At 69.1% G+C, this 19,718-nt stretch carries 19 protein-coding genes and 2 pseudogenes; 14 read left to right on the top strand and 7 right to left on the bottom strand.

Annotated features, from left to right (window positions below):
- Positions 1 to 24: 24 nt before the first annotated feature.
- A complete protein-coding gene (locus tag ON26_RS11205; protein ID WP_051026940.1) occupies positions 25 to 573 on the top strand; it encodes a carboxymuconolactone decarboxylase family protein in 549 nt (182 codons plus the stop codon).
- On the opposite strand, the gene ON26_RS31590 is transcribed toward ON26_RS11205, so the two are convergent.
- Positions 552 to 1,889, bottom strand: coding sequence for a TetR/AcrR family transcriptional regulator (locus ON26_RS31590; RefSeq protein ID WP_051026939.1), 1,338 nt, complete (start codon positions 1,887 to 1,889; stop codon positions 552 to 554). The genes ON26_RS11205 and ON26_RS31590 overlap by 22 nt on opposite strands.
- A gap of 213 nt (positions 1,890 to 2,102) precedes the next feature.
- On the opposite strand from ON26_RS31590, the gene ON26_RS11195 reads away from it, so the two are divergent.
- The 9 genes from ON26_RS11195 to ON26_RS11155 all read left to right on the top strand — a co-directional run bounded on the left by ON26_RS11195 (position 2,103) and on the right by ON26_RS11155 (position 11,711).
- The gene (locus tag ON26_RS11195; RefSeq protein WP_157171858.1) at positions 2,103 to 2,906 is read left to right on the top strand and encodes an IclR family transcriptional regulator; all 804 of its coding nucleotides are present in this window, start codon (positions 2,103 to 2,105) and stop codon (positions 2,904 to 2,906) included.
- 194 nt (positions 2,907 to 3,100) lie between these two features.
- The gene (locus ON26_RS11190; RefSeq protein ID WP_040796000.1) at positions 3,101 to 4,099 is read left to right on the top strand and encodes an ABC transporter substrate-binding protein; all 999 of its coding nucleotides are present in this window, start codon (positions 3,101 to 3,103) and stop codon (positions 4,097 to 4,099) included.
- An 8-nt stretch (positions 4,100 to 4,107) separates the two neighbouring features.
- Entirely contained in the window at positions 4,108 to 4,986 is an 879-nt protein-coding gene (locus ON26_RS11185) for an ABC transporter permease (protein ID WP_051026937.1), read from the top strand.
- Positions 4,983 to 5,756 carry an ABC transporter permease gene (locus tag ON26_RS11180; protein WP_040795999.1) on the top strand — a complete coding sequence of 258 codons (774 nt, stop codon included), beginning with the start codon at positions 4,983 to 4,985 and terminating at the stop codon, positions 5,754 to 5,756. Before ON26_RS11185 ends, ON26_RS11180 begins: the two co-directional genes overlap by 4 nt.
- Before the next feature lie 9 nt (positions 5,757 to 5,765).
- Positions 5,766 to 6,611, top strand: a complete 846-nt coding sequence (locus ON26_RS11175) for an ABC transporter ATP-binding protein (RefSeq protein WP_040795998.1) — start codon at positions 5,766 to 5,768, stop codon at positions 6,609 to 6,611.
- A 44-nt stretch (positions 6,612 to 6,655) separates the two neighbouring features.
- A complete protein-coding gene (locus ON26_RS11170) occupies positions 6,656 to 8,107 on the top strand; it encodes an aldehyde dehydrogenase family protein (protein ID WP_245545812.1) in 1,452 nt (483 codons plus the stop codon).
- A gap of 180 nt (positions 8,108 to 8,287) precedes the next feature.
- Positions 8,288 to 9,475: a CaiB/BaiF CoA transferase family protein gene (locus ON26_RS11165; RefSeq protein WP_040796052.1), complete on the top strand. Its 1,188-nt coding sequence runs from the start codon at positions 8,288 to 8,290 to the stop codon at positions 9,473 to 9,475.
- Complete coding sequence (locus tag ON26_RS11160) at positions 9,472 to 10,278, top strand: cyclase family protein (RefSeq protein WP_040795997.1); 807 nt, start codon at positions 9,472 to 9,474, stop codon at positions 10,276 to 10,278. Before ON26_RS11165 ends, ON26_RS11160 begins: the two co-directional genes overlap by 4 nt.
- Positions 10,275 to 11,711: an MmgE/PrpD family protein gene (locus ON26_RS11155; RefSeq protein ID WP_218000564.1), complete on the top strand. Its 1,437-nt coding sequence runs from the start codon at positions 10,275 to 10,277 to the stop codon at positions 11,709 to 11,711. Before ON26_RS11160 ends, ON26_RS11155 begins: the two co-directional genes overlap by 4 nt.
- 147 nt (positions 11,712 to 11,858) lie before the next feature.
- On the opposite strand, the pseudogene ON26_RS11150 reads toward ON26_RS11155, so the two are convergent.
- Positions 11,859 to 12,744: pseudogene (locus ON26_RS11150) on the bottom strand (hydroxymethylglutaryl-CoA lyase).
- Between the two features lie 93 nt (positions 12,745 to 12,837).
- On the opposite strand from ON26_RS11150, the gene ON26_RS11145 reads away from it, so the two are divergent.
- Positions 12,838 to 14,052 (top strand): CaiB/BaiF CoA transferase family protein, encoded by a 1,215-nt coding sequence (locus ON26_RS11145; protein WP_040795996.1) that lies wholly within the window; start codon positions 12,838 to 12,840, stop codon positions 14,050 to 14,052.
- Between the two features lie 67 nt (positions 14,053 to 14,119).
- Here the strand turns inward: ON26_RS11145 and ON26_RS11140 are convergent, their stop codons facing one another.
- Entirely contained in the window at positions 14,120 to 14,935 is an 816-nt protein-coding gene (locus ON26_RS11140) for an HpcH/HpaI aldolase/citrate lyase family protein (RefSeq protein WP_040795995.1), read from the bottom strand.
- A gap of 383 nt (positions 14,936 to 15,318) precedes the next feature.
- Positions 15,319 to 15,885, bottom strand: coding sequence for an NADPH-dependent FMN reductase (locus ON26_RS11135; protein WP_040795994.1), 567 nt, complete (start codon positions 15,883 to 15,885; stop codon positions 15,319 to 15,321).
- A gap of 651 nt (positions 15,886 to 16,536) precedes the next feature.
- Between ON26_RS11135 and ON26_RS33860 the strand changes: the two genes are divergently transcribed.
- From ON26_RS33860 to ON26_RS11125, 3 genes are read left to right on the top strand one after another with little or no spacing between them, the layout of a single operon-like run.
- The gene (locus ON26_RS33860) at positions 16,537 to 16,722 is read left to right on the top strand and encodes a hypothetical protein (RefSeq protein ID WP_169333705.1); all 186 of its coding nucleotides are present in this window, start codon (positions 16,537 to 16,539) and stop codon (positions 16,720 to 16,722) included.
- Positions 16,692 to 17,726: an ABC transporter substrate-binding protein gene (locus ON26_RS11130; protein WP_040795993.1), complete on the top strand. Its 1,035-nt coding sequence runs from the start codon at positions 16,692 to 16,694 to the stop codon at positions 17,724 to 17,726. Before ON26_RS33860 ends, ON26_RS11130 begins: the two co-directional genes overlap by 31 nt.
- Positions 17,727 to 17,734: 8 nt before the next feature.
- Complete coding sequence (locus ON26_RS11125) at positions 17,735 to 18,529, top strand: SDR family NAD(P)-dependent oxidoreductase (protein ID WP_040796050.1); 795 nt, start codon at positions 17,735 to 17,737, stop codon at positions 18,527 to 18,529.
- A gap of 327 nt (positions 18,530 to 18,856) precedes the next feature.
- On the opposite strand, the pseudogene ON26_RS11120 reads toward ON26_RS11125, so the two are convergent.
- From ON26_RS11120 to ON26_RS11115, 3 genes and pseudogenes are all read right to left on the bottom strand, one after another.
- Positions 18,857 to 19,231, bottom strand: a pseudogene (locus ON26_RS11120) (phosphotransferase family protein); the annotation flags it as partial.
- Positions 19,186 to 19,329, bottom strand: a complete 144-nt coding sequence (locus tag ON26_RS33295; protein ID WP_157171857.1) for a hypothetical protein — start codon at positions 19,327 to 19,329, stop codon at positions 19,186 to 19,188. The gene ON26_RS33295 and the pseudogene ON26_RS11120, both read right to left, overlap by 46 nt.
- The gene (locus ON26_RS11115; protein WP_040795991.1) at positions 19,326 to 19,700 is read right to left on the bottom strand and encodes a hypothetical protein; all 375 of its coding nucleotides are present in this window, start codon (positions 19,698 to 19,700) and stop codon (positions 19,326 to 19,328) included. The genes ON26_RS33295 and ON26_RS11115 overlap by 4 nt, the downstream gene beginning before the upstream one ends.
- Positions 19,701 to 19,718: the final 18 nt, after the last annotated feature.

Raw genomic sequence — 19,718 nt, 5'->3', positions numbered from 1 at the left:
AATCGAGACAGGAAGAGGTTTCCCGTGCCCCGCATTCCCTATTTCGACCCCGACACCGCGCCGGACCACATCGTGCGCGCGCTCGCGGGCAAGCGGAAGATCAACGTCTTCCGGATGATCGCCAATGCCGAGAACTGCGCCCCCGAGGTCTTCGCGCTCGGCGCGAAGCTGAGCAAGGGCAGTTCGCTCGATCCCGTCCATCGCGAGGTGGTCATCCTGCGGGTGGCCCACCTGACCGGGGCGGCCTACCAGTGGCACGAGCACAACGCCGTGGCGAAGCGGGTGGGCTTCACGCAGGAGAAGATCGACGCCGTCGCCGCGTACCCGGCCGAAGCCGGACACGAGTTCGATGCCTTCGAGAGGACCCTGCTGGATTTCACCGACGCCGTCGTGCGCACCTCGACCGCCCCCGACGAGCTGTTCGCCGCGGTGGCGGCGGAGTACGACCACTCCGAGCTGGTGGAGCTGGTGCTGCTCATCGGCTTCTACATGATGGTCGGCCGTGTCATGAACACCTTCGAACTCGAACTGCAGACCGACGCCGTCGACTCCTACAAGCTCCGGCTCGAGTGAGCGCCGGTGGCTCGCCGGTCGACGGCAGGCCACCGGCTCACCACCCCGGCAAGCACGACCGCGAACAGCTGCCGCACGGTGCCCACGGGGGCGGGCCTGCCCAGCGCCGAGCCGAACATCAGCCCCTCGACCAGCCGCAGCACGATCCATGCCAGGTGCTCGCCCGGCACCTGCCCTTCCCCGCCCGACGGCGCGTTGCGCATCAGCCAGGCGGTCAATTCCGCTTCCAGCGCGGCCATTCCGGCCAGGACGGTCACACCGCCCGCCGTCGGTGGGTCCCACTGCTGGACTTTGAGCAGCAGGCCCGCTTTGACCGCATCCGGGTGCACCCGCGCCGCCCGCAATGTCGCGCCGATGGCGGCGGCCAGATCCTCCGCCCAGTCCGCTACCGATTCGGGCAGTGCGCGCATGGGCGCGAACAGCCCGAGAAACGGTTCGGCCACCGCGGCCTCGATCAGGCTGTCCTTGTCTTTGTACCGCCAGTAGACGGAACTGCGCTGCATGTCCGCCGCCGCGCAGATCCGGCCGATGGTCGCGCCTTCGTAGCCGTGCTCGGCGACGAGCCCGCGGGTCACCCGCAACAGCGTGCCCGGACCCGATTCGGGTTCGGGGTGCGCGTCGGGGCGGTCCGAGGCGTTCGCAGAAGCCTCGGGGACCTCGGTGACCGGGAAGCGGGCGGGATCGCCGCCCCGCATCGACTCGTAGGCGGAAGTCAGTGCGAGCGCGGTGATTCGGCTGCGCCCGGCGATCGTGTCCTCGTCGCCCGCCTCGACATCGGAGATGTAGTGCCCGTCGAAGAGCGCGAGAGTGAGCGTCGACATCCACCAGGCAGGCGCGGCCCGGACCTCCTCGGCCGCACCCGTCGCGGCGTAGGCGCCGTCCCACCACGCCTCGATGGCCCGCAGCACGCCCGCACGACGCCGATGGAACGGCTCCTGCACCTTCGAGCTCGCGGCGCTGCCCTCGAGTGCGAGCGCGATACCCAGTCGCAGCGGGGTTTCGGTTTCCGAGGCACGCAGCTCGGGCTCGAGTTCGTCGATCAGCTGCGCGGTCATCGGCAGCGACTCGTCGTAGCGCTGCCACGGCCGGTGGTCGCCGCGCGCGACGCGCGTGTAGGAGTGCTCCAGCGCGGCCGCGATGAGTTCGTCCTTGTCCCGGAAGAACCAGTAGATCGAGCTGGCGGGGCGCTGGGTGGCTTTGGTGATGCGTGCGATCGTCGTGTTGTCGTAGCCGTATCGGCCGACCAACTGCACGGTGGCGTCGAGTATCCGCTGCAGGCTGGCTTCGCCGCGGGCGTTACGTCGAGCGGTATTCATCCATGTTCTCTTTTCGGGCGGGCTGCCGAACGGAAAGTACCAGAGAGCGCGGTCACCAATGGCTAGCCGGTGTGTTGCCGATCACTGGAACGGTCGTTACAATCACTGTACCATCCACTACAGAAGTTGGTGACCTGGAACACCTTCGCCCCACCGGGCGATGGTGGCCGGCCTGCGGCGGGGGGCCGCAGACGAGTTGGAAAGTGAACCCGCGTGACCGCATTGATGGAAGAACAGGGCCCCCCGGAGCCGGCCGAGATCGATGGCGCCGGCAACGACCGGCGAGGAACGGCCTCGGTGGTCAAGGCGCTGCAACTGCTCGACGAATTCCTCGGCGGCGACGCCTCGATGGGCGTCAGCGATATCGCGCGCCGGGCCGGAATCCCGACCTCGACCGCCTTCCGGCTGCTCGCCTACCTCGTCGAAAGCGGGTTCGTCTCGAAGGAGGGCACGCGCTACCGCCCCGGCGACAAGCTCTTCGAACTCGGCAACCGGGTCGCCCACAGCCGTCCGCGCGGATTGCGCGAGCAGGTCGCGCCGTATCTCGGAGACCTCTACGCGGGTTCGGGATTGACCACACGCCTGGCGATCCTCGACGGCGCCGACATCGTCATCCTGGACAAGGTCGTCGGCCTGCACACCCTCCCCGCGCCCACGCCCATCGGCGGGCGCGCGCCCGCCACCTGCACGGCATTGGGCAAGGCGCTGCTGGCTTTCCAGCCGGGCGCCGAGATCGCCAAAGTGTTGCAGGGCCCGCTCGTCCGCCGCAGCAGGCACTCGGTGACCAACCCGGCGGTGCTGCACCGCCAGCTGGTGGACATCCGGGCCACCCGGCTGGCCTACGACCGCCAGGAGTCGGTGCTCGGCCAGGTCTGCGTGGCCACGCCGATCATGCGCGGCGGCGTCGCGGTCGGCGCGATCAGCCTGTCGGCCCCCGCCGTCCGGGTGAATCTGCAGCGCTCCGAGGCCGCTCTGCGCCGAACCGCCGGGCAGATCGAACGAGTTCTCGGCGGCTGAGCGCCTCGCTGCGGGAGTTTTGCGCCCAGTGGAAAGACGCGTTTTTCTTCCCGCTCACCGAACCTTACGATTCCTGAACCGATCACTACAGAAGTGATCCACCGCACAGTCGGTCCGCATCCTGGCAATCCGGGTGCAACACCGGCCGACTTCCTGACATCCATCCCCACCCCCTGAAGACCGGAGTCTCCGACATGTCCCTCGCGGCCCCCGCAGTTCCTCTCCTCCGCCGCACCGCCGCTGTCACCGCCGCGGCCGCCCTCACCCTGTTCGCCGCGGCCTGCGGCTCCTCGGACGGCGGCGCCGAGAACGCCACCGACATCACCGTGGGCAGCTCGCCCGGCCTGTCGGGCGTCGGCCTGCGCGTGGCGATCAGCGAAGGCGACTTCACCGAGCGCGGCCTGAACGTGACCCCCTCGGCCAACAAGTCCGCCAACGACACCGTGCCGCAGCTGCTCAGCGGCGGCCTGCAGGTGGCCCAGATGGACGTCGTCACGTTCATGCAGGCCCGCGCCCAGGGCCTGCCCATCAAGATCGTCGCCGGCGCCGGCGAGCAGTCGACCAACGGCCAGCCCGGTCAGATCTCGGCGGCGAGCGTGGTCACCGCGAACAACGGCATCAACGGGCCGGTGGACCTGGTGGGCAAGAAGGTCGGCGTGCCCGCGATCAAGACCCAGACCTGGATGAACATCCGCGCCATCGTCGACGGCGCGGGCGGCGATTCGACCAAGATCGAATTCGTCGAGGTGCCGCCCGCCCAGAGCATCGACCTCGTCCAGCAGGGCTTCGTGGACGCCTCCACGCCCAACGAGCCGCTGGCCACCAGCGCCATCTCCTCGGGCAAGGTGCGACTGGTCACCAATACCGACGCGCCCGGCAACCAGGGCGTGCCCTCCTCGGTGTTCGTGGCCACCGAGGAGTTCATCGCGCGGAACCCGGAGACCGTGCGCAAGTTCGCCGAAGGCATCCAGGAAGGCGCCGCCAGCGTCAACGCCGACCCCGCGCTCGGCAAGAAGGTCGCGGGCGAGCAACTCGGCTTCACCCCCGAACAGCTGGCGAACGCCTTCATCCAGCCCTTCTCGGCCACCCCGGTGACCACCGACAAGATCGACAAGGTCGCCGACCTCGCCGTCAAGTACGAGATCCTGTCCGAGAAGCCGGATTCGAGCACCTTCCTGGCAGAGATCGGGTGACGACGAGCATGACAGCCACCACGACCGCCGGGACCGCGCCGGCAGCGACCCGGAGCAAGCCTCCGGTGCCCGCCAAGACCGGTCCCCGCGCCTCCGCGGCCGAATCCGGCAAGCGCAAGGGGGTCGGCATCGTCCCCAAGATCGTCGCCATCGCCGCCGCGCTGCTGCTGTGGCAGCTCGTGGCCATGAGCCCGCTCACCGACAGCGACAGCCTGCCCACTCCGGTCACGGTCCTCGATGCCCTGTTCGGACTGTGGGGTAGCAACGCCTACTGGACCGCCCTCGGCACCACACTTCGCGTGTGGGCCACGGGCCTGGCGCTGTCCGCCGTCATCGGCATTCCGCTGGGGCTGCTGCTCGGCTCGTCGCTGCGGGCCACCCAGAGCACGCGGTGGATCATCGACTTCTTCCGCAGCATCCCGACCATCGCCCTGCTGCCACTGGTGCTGCTGCTCTTCGGCGCCACCAGCCGCATGGAGATCACCATGATCGTGCTGTCGGCGATCTGGCCGCTGCTCATCCAGTCGATGTATGCCGCCAAACAGGTCGAGCCGCTGCACAAGTGGGTGGTCCGGGTCTTCCGGATCTCCACCGTCGACCGGCTGCGCTACCTGTGGGCGCCCAGTGTGTCGCTGTTCGTCTTCACCGGTCTGCGCCTGTCGGCCACCATGGCTCTGCTGATGACCATCAGCGCCGAGTACATCGGCGGCGCACCCGGACTCGGCCTCGAACTGTCGCACATGGAGCAGGCCTTCAAGCGTCCGGAGGTCTTCGCCTACGCCATCACCGCGGGCATCCTCGGCCTGGTCATCAACGCCCTGGTCGTGGCCGCGCAACGCCGGCTGCTGTGGTGGCACCCGATCGTCCGAGAGGAGCGTGCGGCATGAAACTCGGTGTCCGAGCGCGACTGAGCGCGCTGGCCTGGGAGATGTGGCTGCCCATCGTCATCGTGATCGCGTGCCTGCTGTTCACCGCCGACAGCAAGTCCTTCTATTTCCCCTCGTTCGCCAAGATCTTCGAGCGCACGGGCGAGGTGTGGTTCTTCGACGGGATCGTCGAGAACGTCGTCCCGAGCCTGGCGCGCATCCTGGCGGGCTTCGCCATCGCGCTGGTCGTCGGCATCGCGGGCGGCATCGTGCTCGGCCTGCTGCCCCGCTTCGAGCAGGCGGTCCGGCCGATCCTGGAATTCCTGCGCGCCACACCGGGTGTCGCCCTGCTGCCGATCGCCATCATCTTCCTCGGCATCGGCGACACGATGAAGATCTTCCTCATCGCGCTGGCGGGCATGTGGCCCATCCTGCTGAACACCATCGACGGCGTCCGTTCGGTGGAACCGGTGCTGCTGCGTATGGCAAGCAGTTACCGGCTGCCGATGAAGACCAGGATCCGCTTCATCTACGTGCCGCACGCGGCACCGCAGATCTTCGCGGGCGCCCGCCTGGCCCTGACCATCGCGACCGTCGTGATGGTCGTGACGGAGATGATCGGCTCGCCCGGCGGCATCGGCTACTTCATCCTCGATTCGCAGCGCAGCTTCAACATCCTCAACATGTGGTCCGGCATCGTGATGTTGGGCGTACTCGGCTACCTGCTCAACTTCGGCGCTCGCCTGGTCGAAGGACGAGTCCTCGACTGGCACAACAAGAAGAACGCATAGGAATCGACTATGACCACCACTCCCAGCTCCGCAGTCCTGCCCACGCCGACTGCTCACGAGGACCTGCTCGTCGTCGAGAATCTCGGCAAGCGATTCGGCGATCACCACGTCCTCGGCGGCATCGACGTCACCGTCCGCAGCGGTGAATTCATGTGCATCGTCGGGCCGTCCGGCGCGGGCAAGACGACGCTGCTGCAATGCCTGTCGGGCCTGCTGGCCCCGACGACGGGCACGGTGACCCTGCGCGGCCGTCAGGTGACCGAACCGCCCGCCGAGATGGCGATCGTCTTCCAGGACTACTCCCGTTCCCTCATGCCCTGGATGTCCGTGCTGGACAACGTGACCCTGCCACTGCGTGCCACCATCAAGGACAAGAAGGAACGCGCGGCGAAGGCCATGGCGGCGCTCGAAGAGGTCGGCCTGAAGGACCACGTCGGCAAGTACCCCTGGCAGCTGTCCGGCGGTATGCAGCAGCGGGTCGCCATCGCACGCGCGCTGGCCTACGCGCCCGCCATCGTGCTGATGGACGAGCCGTTCGCCTCCGTCGACGCGCAGACCCGCGCCGATCTCGAGGATCTCACGCTGCGCGTCAAGAACCACCTGGGCATCACCATCCTGCTGGTCACCCACGACATCGACGAGGCCGTCTACCTCTCGGACCGCGTGCTCGTGCTCGGCAAGAAGCCCACCCAGGTGGTGGATCTGATCGAGACGGGCCTGGGCGCCGAGCGCGACCAGATCACCACCAAGGCGACCCGCGAGTTCGCCGAGCTGCGCAGCCGGGTCTACCGCGAGATCCGGCACGGCGAGATCCCCGGGTCGGCGGGCTCGGTGGCCGCTCCCCCGGCCGGCTGACTCCGGCGCGCGCACCGATCACGACACGAGCAGAAAGCGACGAGATGACCACTGTCGAGGTACCGGCGCGGCCGGAGATGCGCGAGCGCGGCGTGCGCGTGGGGCATCGGGAGATCCTCACCGACACCACCTCGGATGTGCTCAGCCCCTATGACGGAACGCTCGTCGGCCGGGTGGGCAACGCATCCGCCGAGCTGGCGGAATCGGCAGTGGCTCTCGCGCACCGCACGCTCGCCCGGCCGGTGCCCGCCCACGAGCGCGCCGCGGTGCTCGACCGGATCGCCGATCTGCTCCTCGACCGGAAGGATCACCTCGCGGCTCTGATCTGCGCCGAGGTCGGCAAGCCCATCCTGATGGCCGCGGCCGAGGTCGACCGCGCGGTCGACACGGTCCGCCATGCCGCGGCCGTGGCCAGGACACAGGTCGGCACCGGTATCGCCATGGACGCCACCGCATCGGGCACCGGCAAGATCGGTTTCACCCGGCCGACGCCGATCGGCGTGGTGACCGCCATCGCCCCGTTCAACTTCCCCTTGAACCTGGTGGTGCACAAGGTCGCTCCCGCCTTCGCGGTCGGCTGCCCCGTGCTGCTCAAACCCGCTCCACAGGCGCCGTTGACCTCGTTCGTCCTCGCCGACATCTGCGAGGAAGCCGGAATGCCGGAGGGCTATCTCTGCGTCGTCCCCGGCGACCCCGCCGACATCAGCGCGGTGATCGTCGAGGACCCGCGCGTCGCGGCGATCAGCTTCACCGGATCCGCCGCCGTCGGCTGGCACATCGCGAAGGTCGCCGCGCGCAAGAAGGTGCTGCTGGAACTCGGTAACTCGAGTCCGGCGATCATCGAGCCGGACGCCGACCTCGAGCTCGCGGCGGACAAGCTGGTGCCGAGCGCTTTCGGCTTCGCCGGCCAGACGTGCGTCTCGGTGCAGCGCATCTACGCGAACGAGGCGATCCGCGCCGAGTTCACCGCGCTGTTGCGCGACCGGATCGGCGCCGTGCGCGTCGGCGATCCCCGCGACGCGGGGGTCTCCTGCGGTCCGCTGATCGACGACAAGGCCACCGAACGCATCCTGGCCGGCATCGAGCAGGCGCGACGCAGCGGCGCCTCCATCGAGACCGGCGCGCGCACCCGCCCGGACGGCGTCCTCGAACCGACCCTGCTGGCCGATGTCCCGCAGTCCTGCGACCTCATCCGGGAGGAAGCTTTCGGCCCGGTGCTCAGCGTGGTCGGCGTGCGGTCGTTCGACGAAGCGATCGAGCTGTCCAACGATTCGAAGTACGGTCTGCAGGCCGGCGTCTTCACCGCCGACCTGCGCAAGGCGCTGCTCGCGACCGAGCGGTTGAACTTCGGCACCGTCCTGGTCAACGAGTCACCGGCGTTCCGCGCCGACAACATGCCCTACGGCGGCATTCGCGATTCCGGCAACACCAAGGAAGGCCCGGCCTCGACCGCACGAGAGCTGACGGTCGAGCGCGTCTGCGTCCTGTCGATGTAGCCCGAACCGGGCAAGAACCCCCGGGTCGAGCACCCCGGCCCACTCCTCACGTTTCTCTATACGAAACAAAGTCGGCACAGACGCGTCGATCCCAGTACTCTTTGCTGGTAGTCGATGCCGCGTTCGATCCTGCATGTTTCGGTGAAGGAAACGAACCGCGCGGCGGTGAGGAGTCGTGTCATGGACGGACCACTGGCCGGAATCCGGGTGCTCGACGTGGCCACCTTGTTCGCCGGCCCGTTGGCGGCGACCCTGCTCGGCGATTTCGGCGCCGAGGTCGTCAAGATCGAACATCCCCGCGGCGACCCGGTACGCCACCACGGCGCGCAGCGCGATGGCGTCGGGCTGTGGTGGAAGATGCTGGGGCGCAACAAGAAATCGGTCACCCTGTATCTGGGCTCCGAGCCGGGCCAGCGGATCTTCCGCCGGATGGCCGCCGAGGCCGATGTGGTGATCGAGAACTTCCGGCCGGGCACGCTGGAGCGCTGGGGCCTGGGCTACGGCCAGCTGAGCGCGATCAACCCGCGCCTGGTGCTCGCCCGGGTCACCGGTTTCGGCCAGATCGGGCCCTATGCGCACCGTCCGGGTTTCGGCACGCTCGCCGAGGCGATGAGCGGTTTCGCCGCCGTCACCGGAGAGCCCGACGGACCGCCCACCCTGCCGCCGTTCGGCTTGGCCGACGGAATCGCCGCCCTGGCAACATCCTTCGCCGTCATGACCGCACTGCGCGCCAGAGATGCCTCCGGGCGCGGCCAGCAGATCGACATGGCGATCATCGAGCCCATCCTCACCCTGCTCGGCCCGCAGATCATCGCCTACGACCAGCTCGGCGAGCTGCAGACCAGGATGGGCAACCGTTCGGTCAACAACGCCCCGCGCAACACCTACCGCACCGCCGACGGCGGCTGGGTCGCCGTGTCGACCAGTGCGCAGTCGGTGGCCGAACGGGTCATGCGACTGGTCGGACGCCCCGATCTGATCGACGAACCGTGGTTCGCCTCCGGCGCCGAACGTGCCGTCCACGCCGACGAACTCGACGCGGTGGTCGGCGCGTGGATCGCCCAACGCGAGACCGCCGAAGTGGTGCGGGAATTCGAGAAGGCCGAAGCCGCCATCGCGCCCGTCTACACCGCGGCCGACATCATGACCGACCCGCAGTTCCGGGCACTCGGCACCATCGCCGAGGTGCCCGACGACGAACTGGGGCTCATCCGCATGCAGAATCTCCTCTTCCGCCTGTCGGAAACACCGGGTGCGATCCGCTGGGCCGGTCCCCCGCTGGGTGCCCACACCGCCGAGGTGCTCGGCGGCTACGGCGTCGACGCCGAACACCTGACCCGGCTGCGTTCCGAGGGAGTCGTGCGATGAGTGATCCCCTGGTGGAGCTGGTGCGCGGCGGCGTCCGCCTGATCGAACTCGGCCAGCCGCTGTTCACCGGCATGCCGTGCTCGCCCAACCATCCCGGTTTCCGCATGACGCTGGCCCGCAGGCACGGCGATATGATCCGGCCCGACGGCGGATCGGCGGCGGCCGAGATCATCGTGACCGGCGGGCATGTCGGCACCCACATCGACGCGCTGTCCCATGTCAGCCAGGACGGACTGCTGCACGGCGGGGTGGATGCCGCCGAAGCCCAGCTCGGTGGGCGGTTCAGCGCCCACGGGGCCGAACATCTGCCCGGTTTCCTGTGCCGGGGCGTGCTGCTCGATGTCGCGGCCGTACACGAAACCGATACGCTGCCGGGCGGTTACGAAGTCACCGTCGCCGATCTCGAGGCGGCGGCGGGTGAGCGGGAGATCAGCTCCGGTGACGTGGTGCTCGTCCGCACCGGCTGGGCCCGCAATTTCGACGATGCCGACGCCTACCTCGGCAGGGATTCGGGCGTGCCGGGCCTCGGTGTGGCAGCGGCCCGCTGGCTGGCCGCCCGCGGCATCGCCGCCACCGGCTCGGACACCACCGCCTACGAATGCCTCGCCCCCGGCGCGGGACACAGCGTGCTCCCGGTGCATCGGGTGCTGCTGGTCGAATCGGGGATCTTCATTCTGGAACATCTCGCGCTCGAGGAACTGGCCGCGCAGCAGGTACTGGAGTTCGCCTTCGTGCTCGCGCCCCTGCGCATCGTCGGCGGCACCGGATCCCCGGTGCGCCCGCTCGCGGCGGTGACCCGGTGACCGCCCCGACGGTGGTGCGGCAGCTCGCCGAGTTCGCCGCGACCACCCGTGAGAAGGGAGCCGGTGACCTTCGCGACGACACCGCCCGCCGGGTGCTCGACGTGCTCGGCAACAGCCTCGCCGCCCTGCGCACGCCAGCCGCCGCGTCGGTCCGCGCGGTGATCGACGAATGGTCCGGCAAGCCGGAGGCCACCGCTTTCGGCTCGAGCGAGCGCCACCCGGCGGCCAGTGCCGCCCTGCTGAATGGAACCCTGGCGCACGCCATGGATTTCGACGACACCCAGCTGCCGTCGGTACTGCATCCTTCCGCCTCGGTCGTGCCCGCCGCGCTCGCGGTCGCGGAGGCGACCGGTGTGTCCGGGGCAGCCCTGTTGGATGCCGTGGCGGTCGGCATCGAGATCACCGTACGCCTCGGAATGGCCGGTTACAGTGCGGAACTGGGCAATTCGGTGTTCTTCGAACGCGGGCAGCACGCCACCGCCATCTGCGGGGCGGTCGGAGCGGCCGCCGCGGCGGCCATGTTGCGCGGGTTGCCGGCCGAGGGCATCGCCCATGCGATCGGCATCGCATCCAGCATGGGATCGGGCCTGCTCGAGGCCAATCGGACCGGCGGCACCGTGAAGCGGGTGCACTGCGGCTGGGCGGCACATTCCGCGGTCACCGCCGCGGCGCTGGCCGCGCACGGCCTGACCGGACCACCGACGGTCATCGAAGGACGCTTCGGCCTGCTCCAGGCCTTCTGCGGGGAATACGGCGATCCCTCCGTGGTCACCGCGGGCCTGGGTGTGCACTGGGAATTGCCCGGGGTGTTCTTCAAGCCCTACCCCTGCAACCACTTCACCCACGCGGGCATCGACGCCGCTCTGCGGATGCGCGCCCGCGGTGTCACCGCCGACGTGGTCGACAAGCTGGTGCTCGGCGCGCCCACCCCCGTCCTGCGCACCATCGGTGAGCCCCGGGAATCCAAGCGGCGTCCGGAATCCGGCTATCACGCCGCGTTCTCCGGCCCGTACACGGTCGCGGCGGCACTGCTCGGCGGCGGCGGGCTCGGCCTGTTCCACGAGGACTTCACCGACGCGGCCGCCGCCGACCCGGAACGCCTCGCGCTCGCCGCGAAGGTCGAATGTGTGCCGGACGCGCACTGCGACAGCATTTTCCCGTATCAGTTCCCCGCGGTACTGACCGCCCACCTGAGTGACGGGCGCACCCTCGTCGAGCGAGTCGACGTGAACCGCGGCGGCCCGGGCAATCCGCTCTCGTCGCAGGAGCTGACGACCAAGTTCCGGCTCAACACCGCCGGGATCCTCGACCCCGAACGCGCCACGAAGGTCGCCGAGCTGGTCCTCGGCCTCGCCGGTGACGCGGATCTGCGCGGGTTGCTCGAACTCCTGTCCGGTGCGGGCGAGGGTCGGACCGAGAACCGGGAAAGCTGAAGCCCGATACGCGCGAGCCCGGCCCCGCACGAGCCGGGCTCGCGCGGGGCGGTGGCGTGCCTACCATGAGCCGCATACACACCTCCACACCGCGACCACCGAGCGCATGACGATCGCCGTCACGCGATCGAGGGGATGCGTGGTCGATCAGGGGAACCCACCGGCACGTCCCAGCAGGGCGGGGACGGGTGAGCCGAGCACCTCCCCCAACCATCGACCGGTTCGGCTGACCGTCTCCAGATCCACGCCGGTGCGCACGTTCATCCGGTGCAGGAGGTAGAGCAGATCCTCGGTCGCGATATTTCCGGTGGCCGCGGGTGCGAAGGGGCAGCCGCCGATCCCGCCGGTGCTCGCGTCCAGCACGCGCGCACCGGATTCCATGGCAGCGACCGCATTGGCGTAGCCGGTGTTGCGGGTGTTGTGGAAGTGGCAGCGCACCGCGGCGTCGGGGGCGATGGCGGCCGTTTCCGTGACCAGCGTGCGTACCCGATCGGGCGTGCCGACGCCGATGGTGTCGGCCAGCGCGATCTCCTGCGGTCCGGCCTCGGCGACGCGGCGGACGAGGTCGAGCACCCGCGCTTCCGGCACCTCGCCCTCGAACGGGCAACCGAAAGCGGCCGCGATGGTGACGGTGCGGAACAGTCCGGCCTCGGAAGCCCGCCGCGCCAGCACCACCCACCTCCGCACGCCTTCGTCGGTGGCAGCCCTGGTTGCGGTGACTGAACGTATCCGTCGCTACGACAACTACATTCATCTCGTCGATGCCTGCCGCCAGCGCCCGGTCCAGGCCGCGTTCGTTCAACACCAGCCCGGCGTAGGACACCGCCGGATCGCGCGGCACACCGGCCATCACCTCGTCGGCGTCGGCCATCTGCGGGACCAGTTTCGGATTGACGAACGCGACCGCCTCGATGCGACGCAGGCCCGCGGCGATCGAACGCTCGATCAGACCGATCTTGTCCTCGGTCGAGACGAGTTCGGGTTGGTTCTGCAAGCCGTCCCGTGGGGCGACTTCCAGCACGGTGATCTCCACGGGGCCTCCCGGTAGGTGATTTCGCCTTGCCGCATTGTTTCTCTGAGGGATACAGTGTATCCGTTCTGTGACCCCTCGACTGATGGAGTGGCCATGCCAGCCGACCAGACCGCTTCGAACGGCCCACTCGACGGCCTGCGGGTCATCGAAATGGGCCAGCTGCTCGCGGGACCGTTCTGCGGACAACTGCTCGGCGACTTCGGCGCCGAAGTGATCAAGCTCGAGTCGCCCGGCGCGGGAGATCCCATGCGGCAGTGGGGTCGTGAGCAGTCCGACGGCAAGTCGCTGTGGTGGCCGGTGGTCGCCCGCAACAAGAAGTCGGTGACCTGCAACCTGCGCGACGAGCGGGGTCAGCGGCTGGCCCGCGAACTCATCGCGACCGCCGACATCGTCATCGAGAACTTCCGTCCCGGCACCATGGAGCGGTGGGGACTGGACTACGACACACTGCGCGCCGATCACCCCGAGCTGATCATGGTCCGTGTCAGCGGTTACGGCCAGACCGGTCCCTACTCCGCCCGTGCCGGCTACGGCTCGATCGGCGAGGCGATGGGTGGAATCCGTTACACCACAGGCGATCCCGACCGGCCGCCGGCTCGCACCGGAATCTCGCTCGGCGACTCGCTGGCCGCGGTGTTCGCCACCATCGGCACCCTCGCCGCCCTGCACCACCGGGACCGGACCGGACAGGGCCAGCTGGTGGACTCGGCCATCTACGAAGCGGTGCTGGCCATGATGGAATCACTGCTGCCGGAATACGCCCTCACCGGCTACCAGCGTGAACGCACCGGCTCCGTCCTGCCGAACGTGGCTCCCAGCAACATCTATCCGGCCGCGGGCGGCGACCTGGTGCTCATCGCCGCCAACCAGGACACGGTCTTCACCCGCCTGGCCGGACTCATGGGCAGGCCCGAACTCGCGAGCGACCCCCGCTACTCCAGCCACACCGCGCGCGGTGCGCGGATGACCGAACTCGACGATCTCATCGGCGAGTGGACGAGCGGATTCGCCGCCGAGGACTTGCTGAAACTTCTGCACAAAGGCGGCGTGCCCGCCGGGCGCATCTACACCCCGCGCGACATGTTCGCCGACCCGCATTTCGCGGCGCGCGATGCCATCGCGCGCATCGCGCACCCGGAGTTCGGTGAGCTGCCCATGCAGAACGTCGTGCCGAAGCTGAGCGCCACGCCGGGCACCATCCGGCACGCCGGGCCCGCGCTCGGCCAGCACAACGACGAGATCTACCGCGAGGTGCTCGGCCTCGACGACGACCGGATCGCCGCGCTCAGCGAAGCGGGCGTGCTCTAGACGTCGGCGCGATCAGCCGCTGCAACCCAGTTGCGCGGAAACCGCGGCGGATGCTTCGGCGCGCAGGTCATTGCGCGAGCAGCCTGCGCGCTTGGCGGATCACCGCGTGATCGACCATCCGGCCCGCCTCGTCGAGGATGACGCCGCCCTCGGCCGCCTCGAATCGCGTGACCAGTGTGCGCGCCCGCGCGATCTCCTCCGGCGCCGGGGTGAAGATCTCGTTGACCACCGGCACCTGGGCGGGATGGATACAGGCACGGCCCCGGAAGCCCAGGCGCCACAACGCCAGGGTGGACACGCGCAGGCCGTCGAGGTCACGGAAATCCGTACGCACCGGCCCGAGCGGCGCGGCGATGCCCGCGGCCGCACTGGCCAGCACCACCTGGCCGCGGATGGCCGCCAACTCACGCTCGTCCGGACCGGGAGTGATACCCACCTCCGCGCACAGATCCGCCTCGCCGATCTGCAACCGCAACACCCTCGGAGCCCTGGCGATCTCGTGGGCGGCGAAGACAGCGCTCGCGGTCTCCACCAGGGGGCAGACGCGGATGGCCCCCGTGCTGTGCTCATGCCTCGCGAGGATCTCGTCCACCGCCCGAACCTGCTGCGCCGACTCGGTTTTCGCCAAGCAGAAGGCTGCGACCGCCGGAGCGGCGACCGCCGCCAGGTCGGCGTGCCCCATCTCGCCCGGGTTCACCCGCACCCAGAGCCGCCCCGGCGTGGTGACGGTGCGCGACCACTGCGCGACCTCGCGCCGCGCGGATTCCTTGTCGGCCAGCGGCACCGCGTCCTCGAGGTCGATGAGCACGATGTCGGCGGGACCCGAGAGGGCTTTGTCGAACAGTTCCGGCCGGTTGCCCGGAACGTACAGCGCCGATCGCATGGGGCCGACTCCTTACCGGCCGGCGACCTACCCGCGCCGTCCGAAACGCCGTTTCTTCGAGCGAAACATTACGGCGCGAGCCGAACCCTGTCCACCTGCGCCCCCGACCGGGCCTGGCGAGTGATGGGAGCTCTCACCCCGCCGCCGCCACCCGCACCGAACCTTGCCACAGTCGCGGAGTGGTCGGTAGCTCCCACTCGGCCCGAGACTATTCGACTCGAGACCGTCGGCTACGGCATTCATATCGATTCCCAGAATTCGGCAAAATCAGGACAGGCAATGTCGGGTGTCGAGTCGTTCAGCGGCGTTTCGGGACTACGCCGCCAAGGGGGACCGGCTGCGGCTCGGGGCACACGGCACTCGAAAAGCGCCTCTCACCGGTGTCAACGCGGGAGAACGGTGAGGACCCGATGGATGTGATTGCCGAACTCGGTCATGTAGTTGCGCAGGAATTCCTCGGTGGAGGCGTTGTGCACGGTGCCGTCCTCGCCGAACACCTCGGATGTGTAGTGGATGTAGGCCTCCGGAGCGGTCATCTGCCGGGCGTTGCAGAAGCTCAGTACCGCCCGCAGGCTCTGCTGGCCCACAGCCGTACCGATCGCCCCGATGGAGGCGCCGATCACGGCGGCGGGAATGTGATCGAACGAGTTCTGGCCCCACGGACGGGACGCCCAGTCGATCGCGTTCTTCAGCGCCCCGGGAATCGAGCGGTTGTACTCGGGCGAGACGAACAGCACCGCATCCACCCCGGCGATTGCGTCCTTGAGCGCAGTGCCCTCGGGTGGATAATCGGCGTCGTAGTCCTGGCTGTAGAGCGGCAGGTCCCGGATCGCGATCTCGACGAACTCGAGATTCTCGGGAGCGAGCCGGATCAGCGCCTTCGCCAGGATCCGGTTGATCGAGGTGGACGAGAGGCTACCGACGAAGTAGCCGACCTTGTAGGTGCTCATGGTGGCTCCGCCTTCCGCTATTGCAGTTTTCCGGCGATCGCAGTTCGGCGCGTGTCACGTCGATCAGCACCGGGTCGACCGCGGCGGCGGCGCTGGTCCGTCTTCATATCGTGTGTTTCTCGGGCGCCGATCACGGCAAGCAGTGCGGTTGCGGCGTCCACTTCGGAAATCCGAAAGCTCACCTGCTCAGTGTTTGCGCCGAACCATCCGATCGTAGCGCGCCGCTGCGCGCGCGGCGGTGATTCGAGGCAATGCCGCCACGTCGCCGCGAGCGCGTCGGCCCGGAGCCTGGCGAGCGGTGCCTTTCGTGCGCCCCCTGTTCGCCGCGCATCCGAAGAATTCCCCGATCCGCCGCCCGAGCGCATTGCCGGTCCGGCTGCGGAGGCACGGCGCCAACCTCCTCATCGGCGATCTGTCGATCATCGACGCCTTCGGCGCCACCCGTCGAATTTCACGGCGAATCCCCTTCCCGCACAATGGATCTGGAGCAGCGAGACGCGCTCACCTATGGCGTCGCGCTGACCGCCGCCGCCCGCGCCGTGCGCCATCGGACACTGCGCCACGCGGCCGAGCGACACCCAGTTCGGCAGGCGCCGGCGAAGTTTCAGGCCATCCGCCGAGCGCCGCTGGGCCGACGCGATCGCATCGGAGATGCTCGACGACGGTGCCGATGTGTGGGACTTCGTCTCCGGCGGCGAACAGGCGTCGTCGCGCTCGCTCGATCTCGATCAACGGAAGGACGATGTTGTGGTCCGGGTCACCATGTGGCATAAATATGAAGTGAATCCAGTTCAAGGAGGAACTTCATGGCGAGATCGTTTCGGACCGCGGCGGTGATCGGCGCCGCCGTCCTGGCATTGGCCGGGTGCGGTGGGTCCACCGAGGTGTCGCGACCGGTGTCGGGTTCGTGGGAGGACGTCGTAGCCGCGGCGAACGACGAGAGTGCGGTCACCCTCTACTCGACCCAGGCGCAGCCGATCCTGGCCGATCTGGAGAAGGCGTTCGAAGCCGCCTATCCGTCCATCGACCTGACTGTCGTGCGCGGCGTCGATTCCGACCTGCTCTCGCGCATCGACGCCGAATCGCGCACCGGGCGCGGCTCGGGTGATGTCGCGGTGATCACCGATGTGCCGTGGATGCGGGCCGCGTCCGACACCGACCTCGCGGTGGAGATCATCGGGCCGAACTTCCAGGCGGCGGAGTACCGCCCGGACGAGAGCATCGACAACGGCAAGTTCTTCCTGGAGGGCGCGGTCGTACTCGGCTTCGGCTGGAACACCGCCCTCTACCCGAAGGGCATCACCACTGCTCAGGATCTGCTCGACCCCGCACTGCGGGGCAAGGTCGGCATCGTCACGCCGGCCACCTCGCCGACCTACATCGACTACTACGACCACATCGAGCAGAACTACGGCGGACGCGAGTTCCTGCAGCGTCTGGCCGACAACAATCCCCGCATCTACCCCAGCACCCAGCCATTGGGGCAGGCGCTGGCCTCCGGTGAGATCACCGCGGCCCTGATGTCGAACCCGATGCTGCCCGAACGGGCGGCGGGCGCTCCCCTCGACTGGACGGCGGGCCCGAAGGTCTGGGGCGCCAAGTGGTACGGGCTCGCGCTGGGCTCGGCGCCGCATCCGAACGCCGCGCAGGTGCTGGCGAACTTCATGGTCAGCCGGGAGGGCCAGCAGGTCACCTCGGTCGGCTTCGGCGCCGCGCTGCCCGATATCGAGGGCTCGATCGCGGTGGCCCAGGACGTCGGCGAGCAGAACCTCGAGGTGACCACCGGCGCCGGCGCCGAGAAGTACCGCAGCGACTGGGACCAGATCTTCTACAAGAAGTGAGACAGGACATGACCGAACAGCAGTTCGCCGGGAAGATCGCGCTGGTCACCGGTGCGGGCTCGGGCATAGGCGCGGCCACCGCGCGCGCCCTCGCCGAGCGTGGCGCGGCCGCCGTCTACGCCTGCGACATCGACGCGGCGGCGGCCGCGCGCACCACCGACGGCATCGGCGGGATCGCCCGGCCGCTGCGGGTGGATGTGTCCGACCCCGCCGAGGTGGACCGGGCGTTCGAGACCGTCGTCGCCGAGCAGGGCCGCGTCGACGTGGTGGTGCACGCCGCCGGCGTCGACGACCCGCGCAGCAAACAACGGATCTACGACGCGGCCGAGCAGAACCGGCCCCCCGAGGTGCTGGTGCATCTCGAGGATTCGGACTGGCGGCGCATCATGTCGGTCAATCTGGACGGGACCTTCTACATCCTGCGGGCTGCCGTCCGGGCGATGCGCGAGACCGGCGGCGGCGCGATCGTCACGGTCGGCTCGTCCTCGGCGTTCGACACGCTCACGGGATATCCGCACTACGCGGCCTCCAAGGCAGGCGTGCACGCGCTCAGCCAGGCCGTCGCCAAAGAGGTGGCGCCCTTCGGTATTCGCGTGAACACCGTCGCACCCGGACCGGTGGACACCGGGATGGCCCAGCGGACCCCGGCACACCTGCGGGCCGCGATGGCCGGCAGCGGAGCGCGCGGCTACGCGACCGCCGAGGAACTGGCCGACAACATCCTCTACCTGGCCTCGCCGGGGGCGGCCAATGTGATCGGCGCGGTCCTGCTGAGCAACGGCGGGCGGTTCACGGTGTCCTGACCGTTCGACCGCCCCGTCCACGTACGGGCCGGTCGGCTCGCGACGCTTCGCGAGCCGACCGGCCCTCGTCGTTTTCCCGCCGCGGCCATCGGTATCGCGGGCACCGAGCCGAGCGCGTCGGCCGATCGTCCCCGCAGCAGTGCGCCGTCCGACGCGCAGCATCCCGGCGCACGGCGGCGATGGGTGCGCGGCCGGAAGCACCTCTCATACGCGGCCGGCGAGAGCCGACATGGAAAGACCTCCGAGCGGCGCGGCATTCACCACTCGGAGGTCGTCGTGTTGGGAGGCGAACGACCTTGTCGCCCCGCTATTCGCGGAGAGCCGTTCTCAGCATCCGGCCGACACCCGCCCCACTCGCAACGCACGGATCCCGGCGGCGACGAGTTCCGCGGTCGCCTCGGCGGCGGCCGCCGCGCCCGAACCAGGGTCGGCGCCGTGCAGCGCGCGATAGGCGATGCCTTCGCCGATCACGGCGAGCTTCAGGTGGGCGAGGCCCGAGTAGAAGCCCCAGTCGCCGAGATCGCGACCGGAGGCCACGGCAGAGCGCTGGGCCAGATCGTCCGCCGAGGGCAGCCGGTCACTGATCCAGGCGGCCTGCGCGCCGAGGACGAGGTCGAAGGCGGGCGCCCGAGTGGCACACATGAGGGCAATGTCCGTCAGCGGGTCGCCGAGGGTGGATATCTCCCAGTCGACCACCGCGCGGCGATCCGCTCGACCACCAGGTCACCACGGACCGCGACACCGGCCGACTCCAGGTACCGGCGCAGCGCGGCGAGATCGATTACTTCCTCGCGCGTCACGCGAAGTCCAGCTCCGGGGTGCGCGCGATCAGCAGCCTGCGCACCTGCCCGTCGGCATCGAGCTGGGCACTGGCGTTGAACGACGCCTCGAACTCCCCGTCGCGGGTGGTGCGGCCGAGTACGAGCTCGTGCGCGCCGACCGTGGCGCCGACGTCGATGTGGTGGATCAAGGTGCTCTTCTCGCGCTGAGCGAGGTAGCCCACCAGGGCCTCCCGGTCGCCGACGAACTCCGAGGAGGCGCCGCCGCCGCGGGAGAACTGCACCGACATCACGAAGTCGTCGGTGATCATGGTCAGCACGCGGTCGGGATCGTCGGAATCCATGTACTCGAACCACCGGGCCAGGGTAGGCGTCACGGTCGCGGTCGTCATCTGTGCTATCTCCTCGTC

This window comes from Nocardia higoensis NBRC 100133 (assembly GCF_000308595.1).
Classification (GTDB): Bacteria; Actinomycetota; Actinomycetes; order Mycobacteriales; family Mycobacteriaceae; genus Nocardia; species Nocardia higoensis.
Note: the sequence above shows the minus strand (reverse complement) of the source record. Positions and strands in the feature narration are given on the sequence as shown.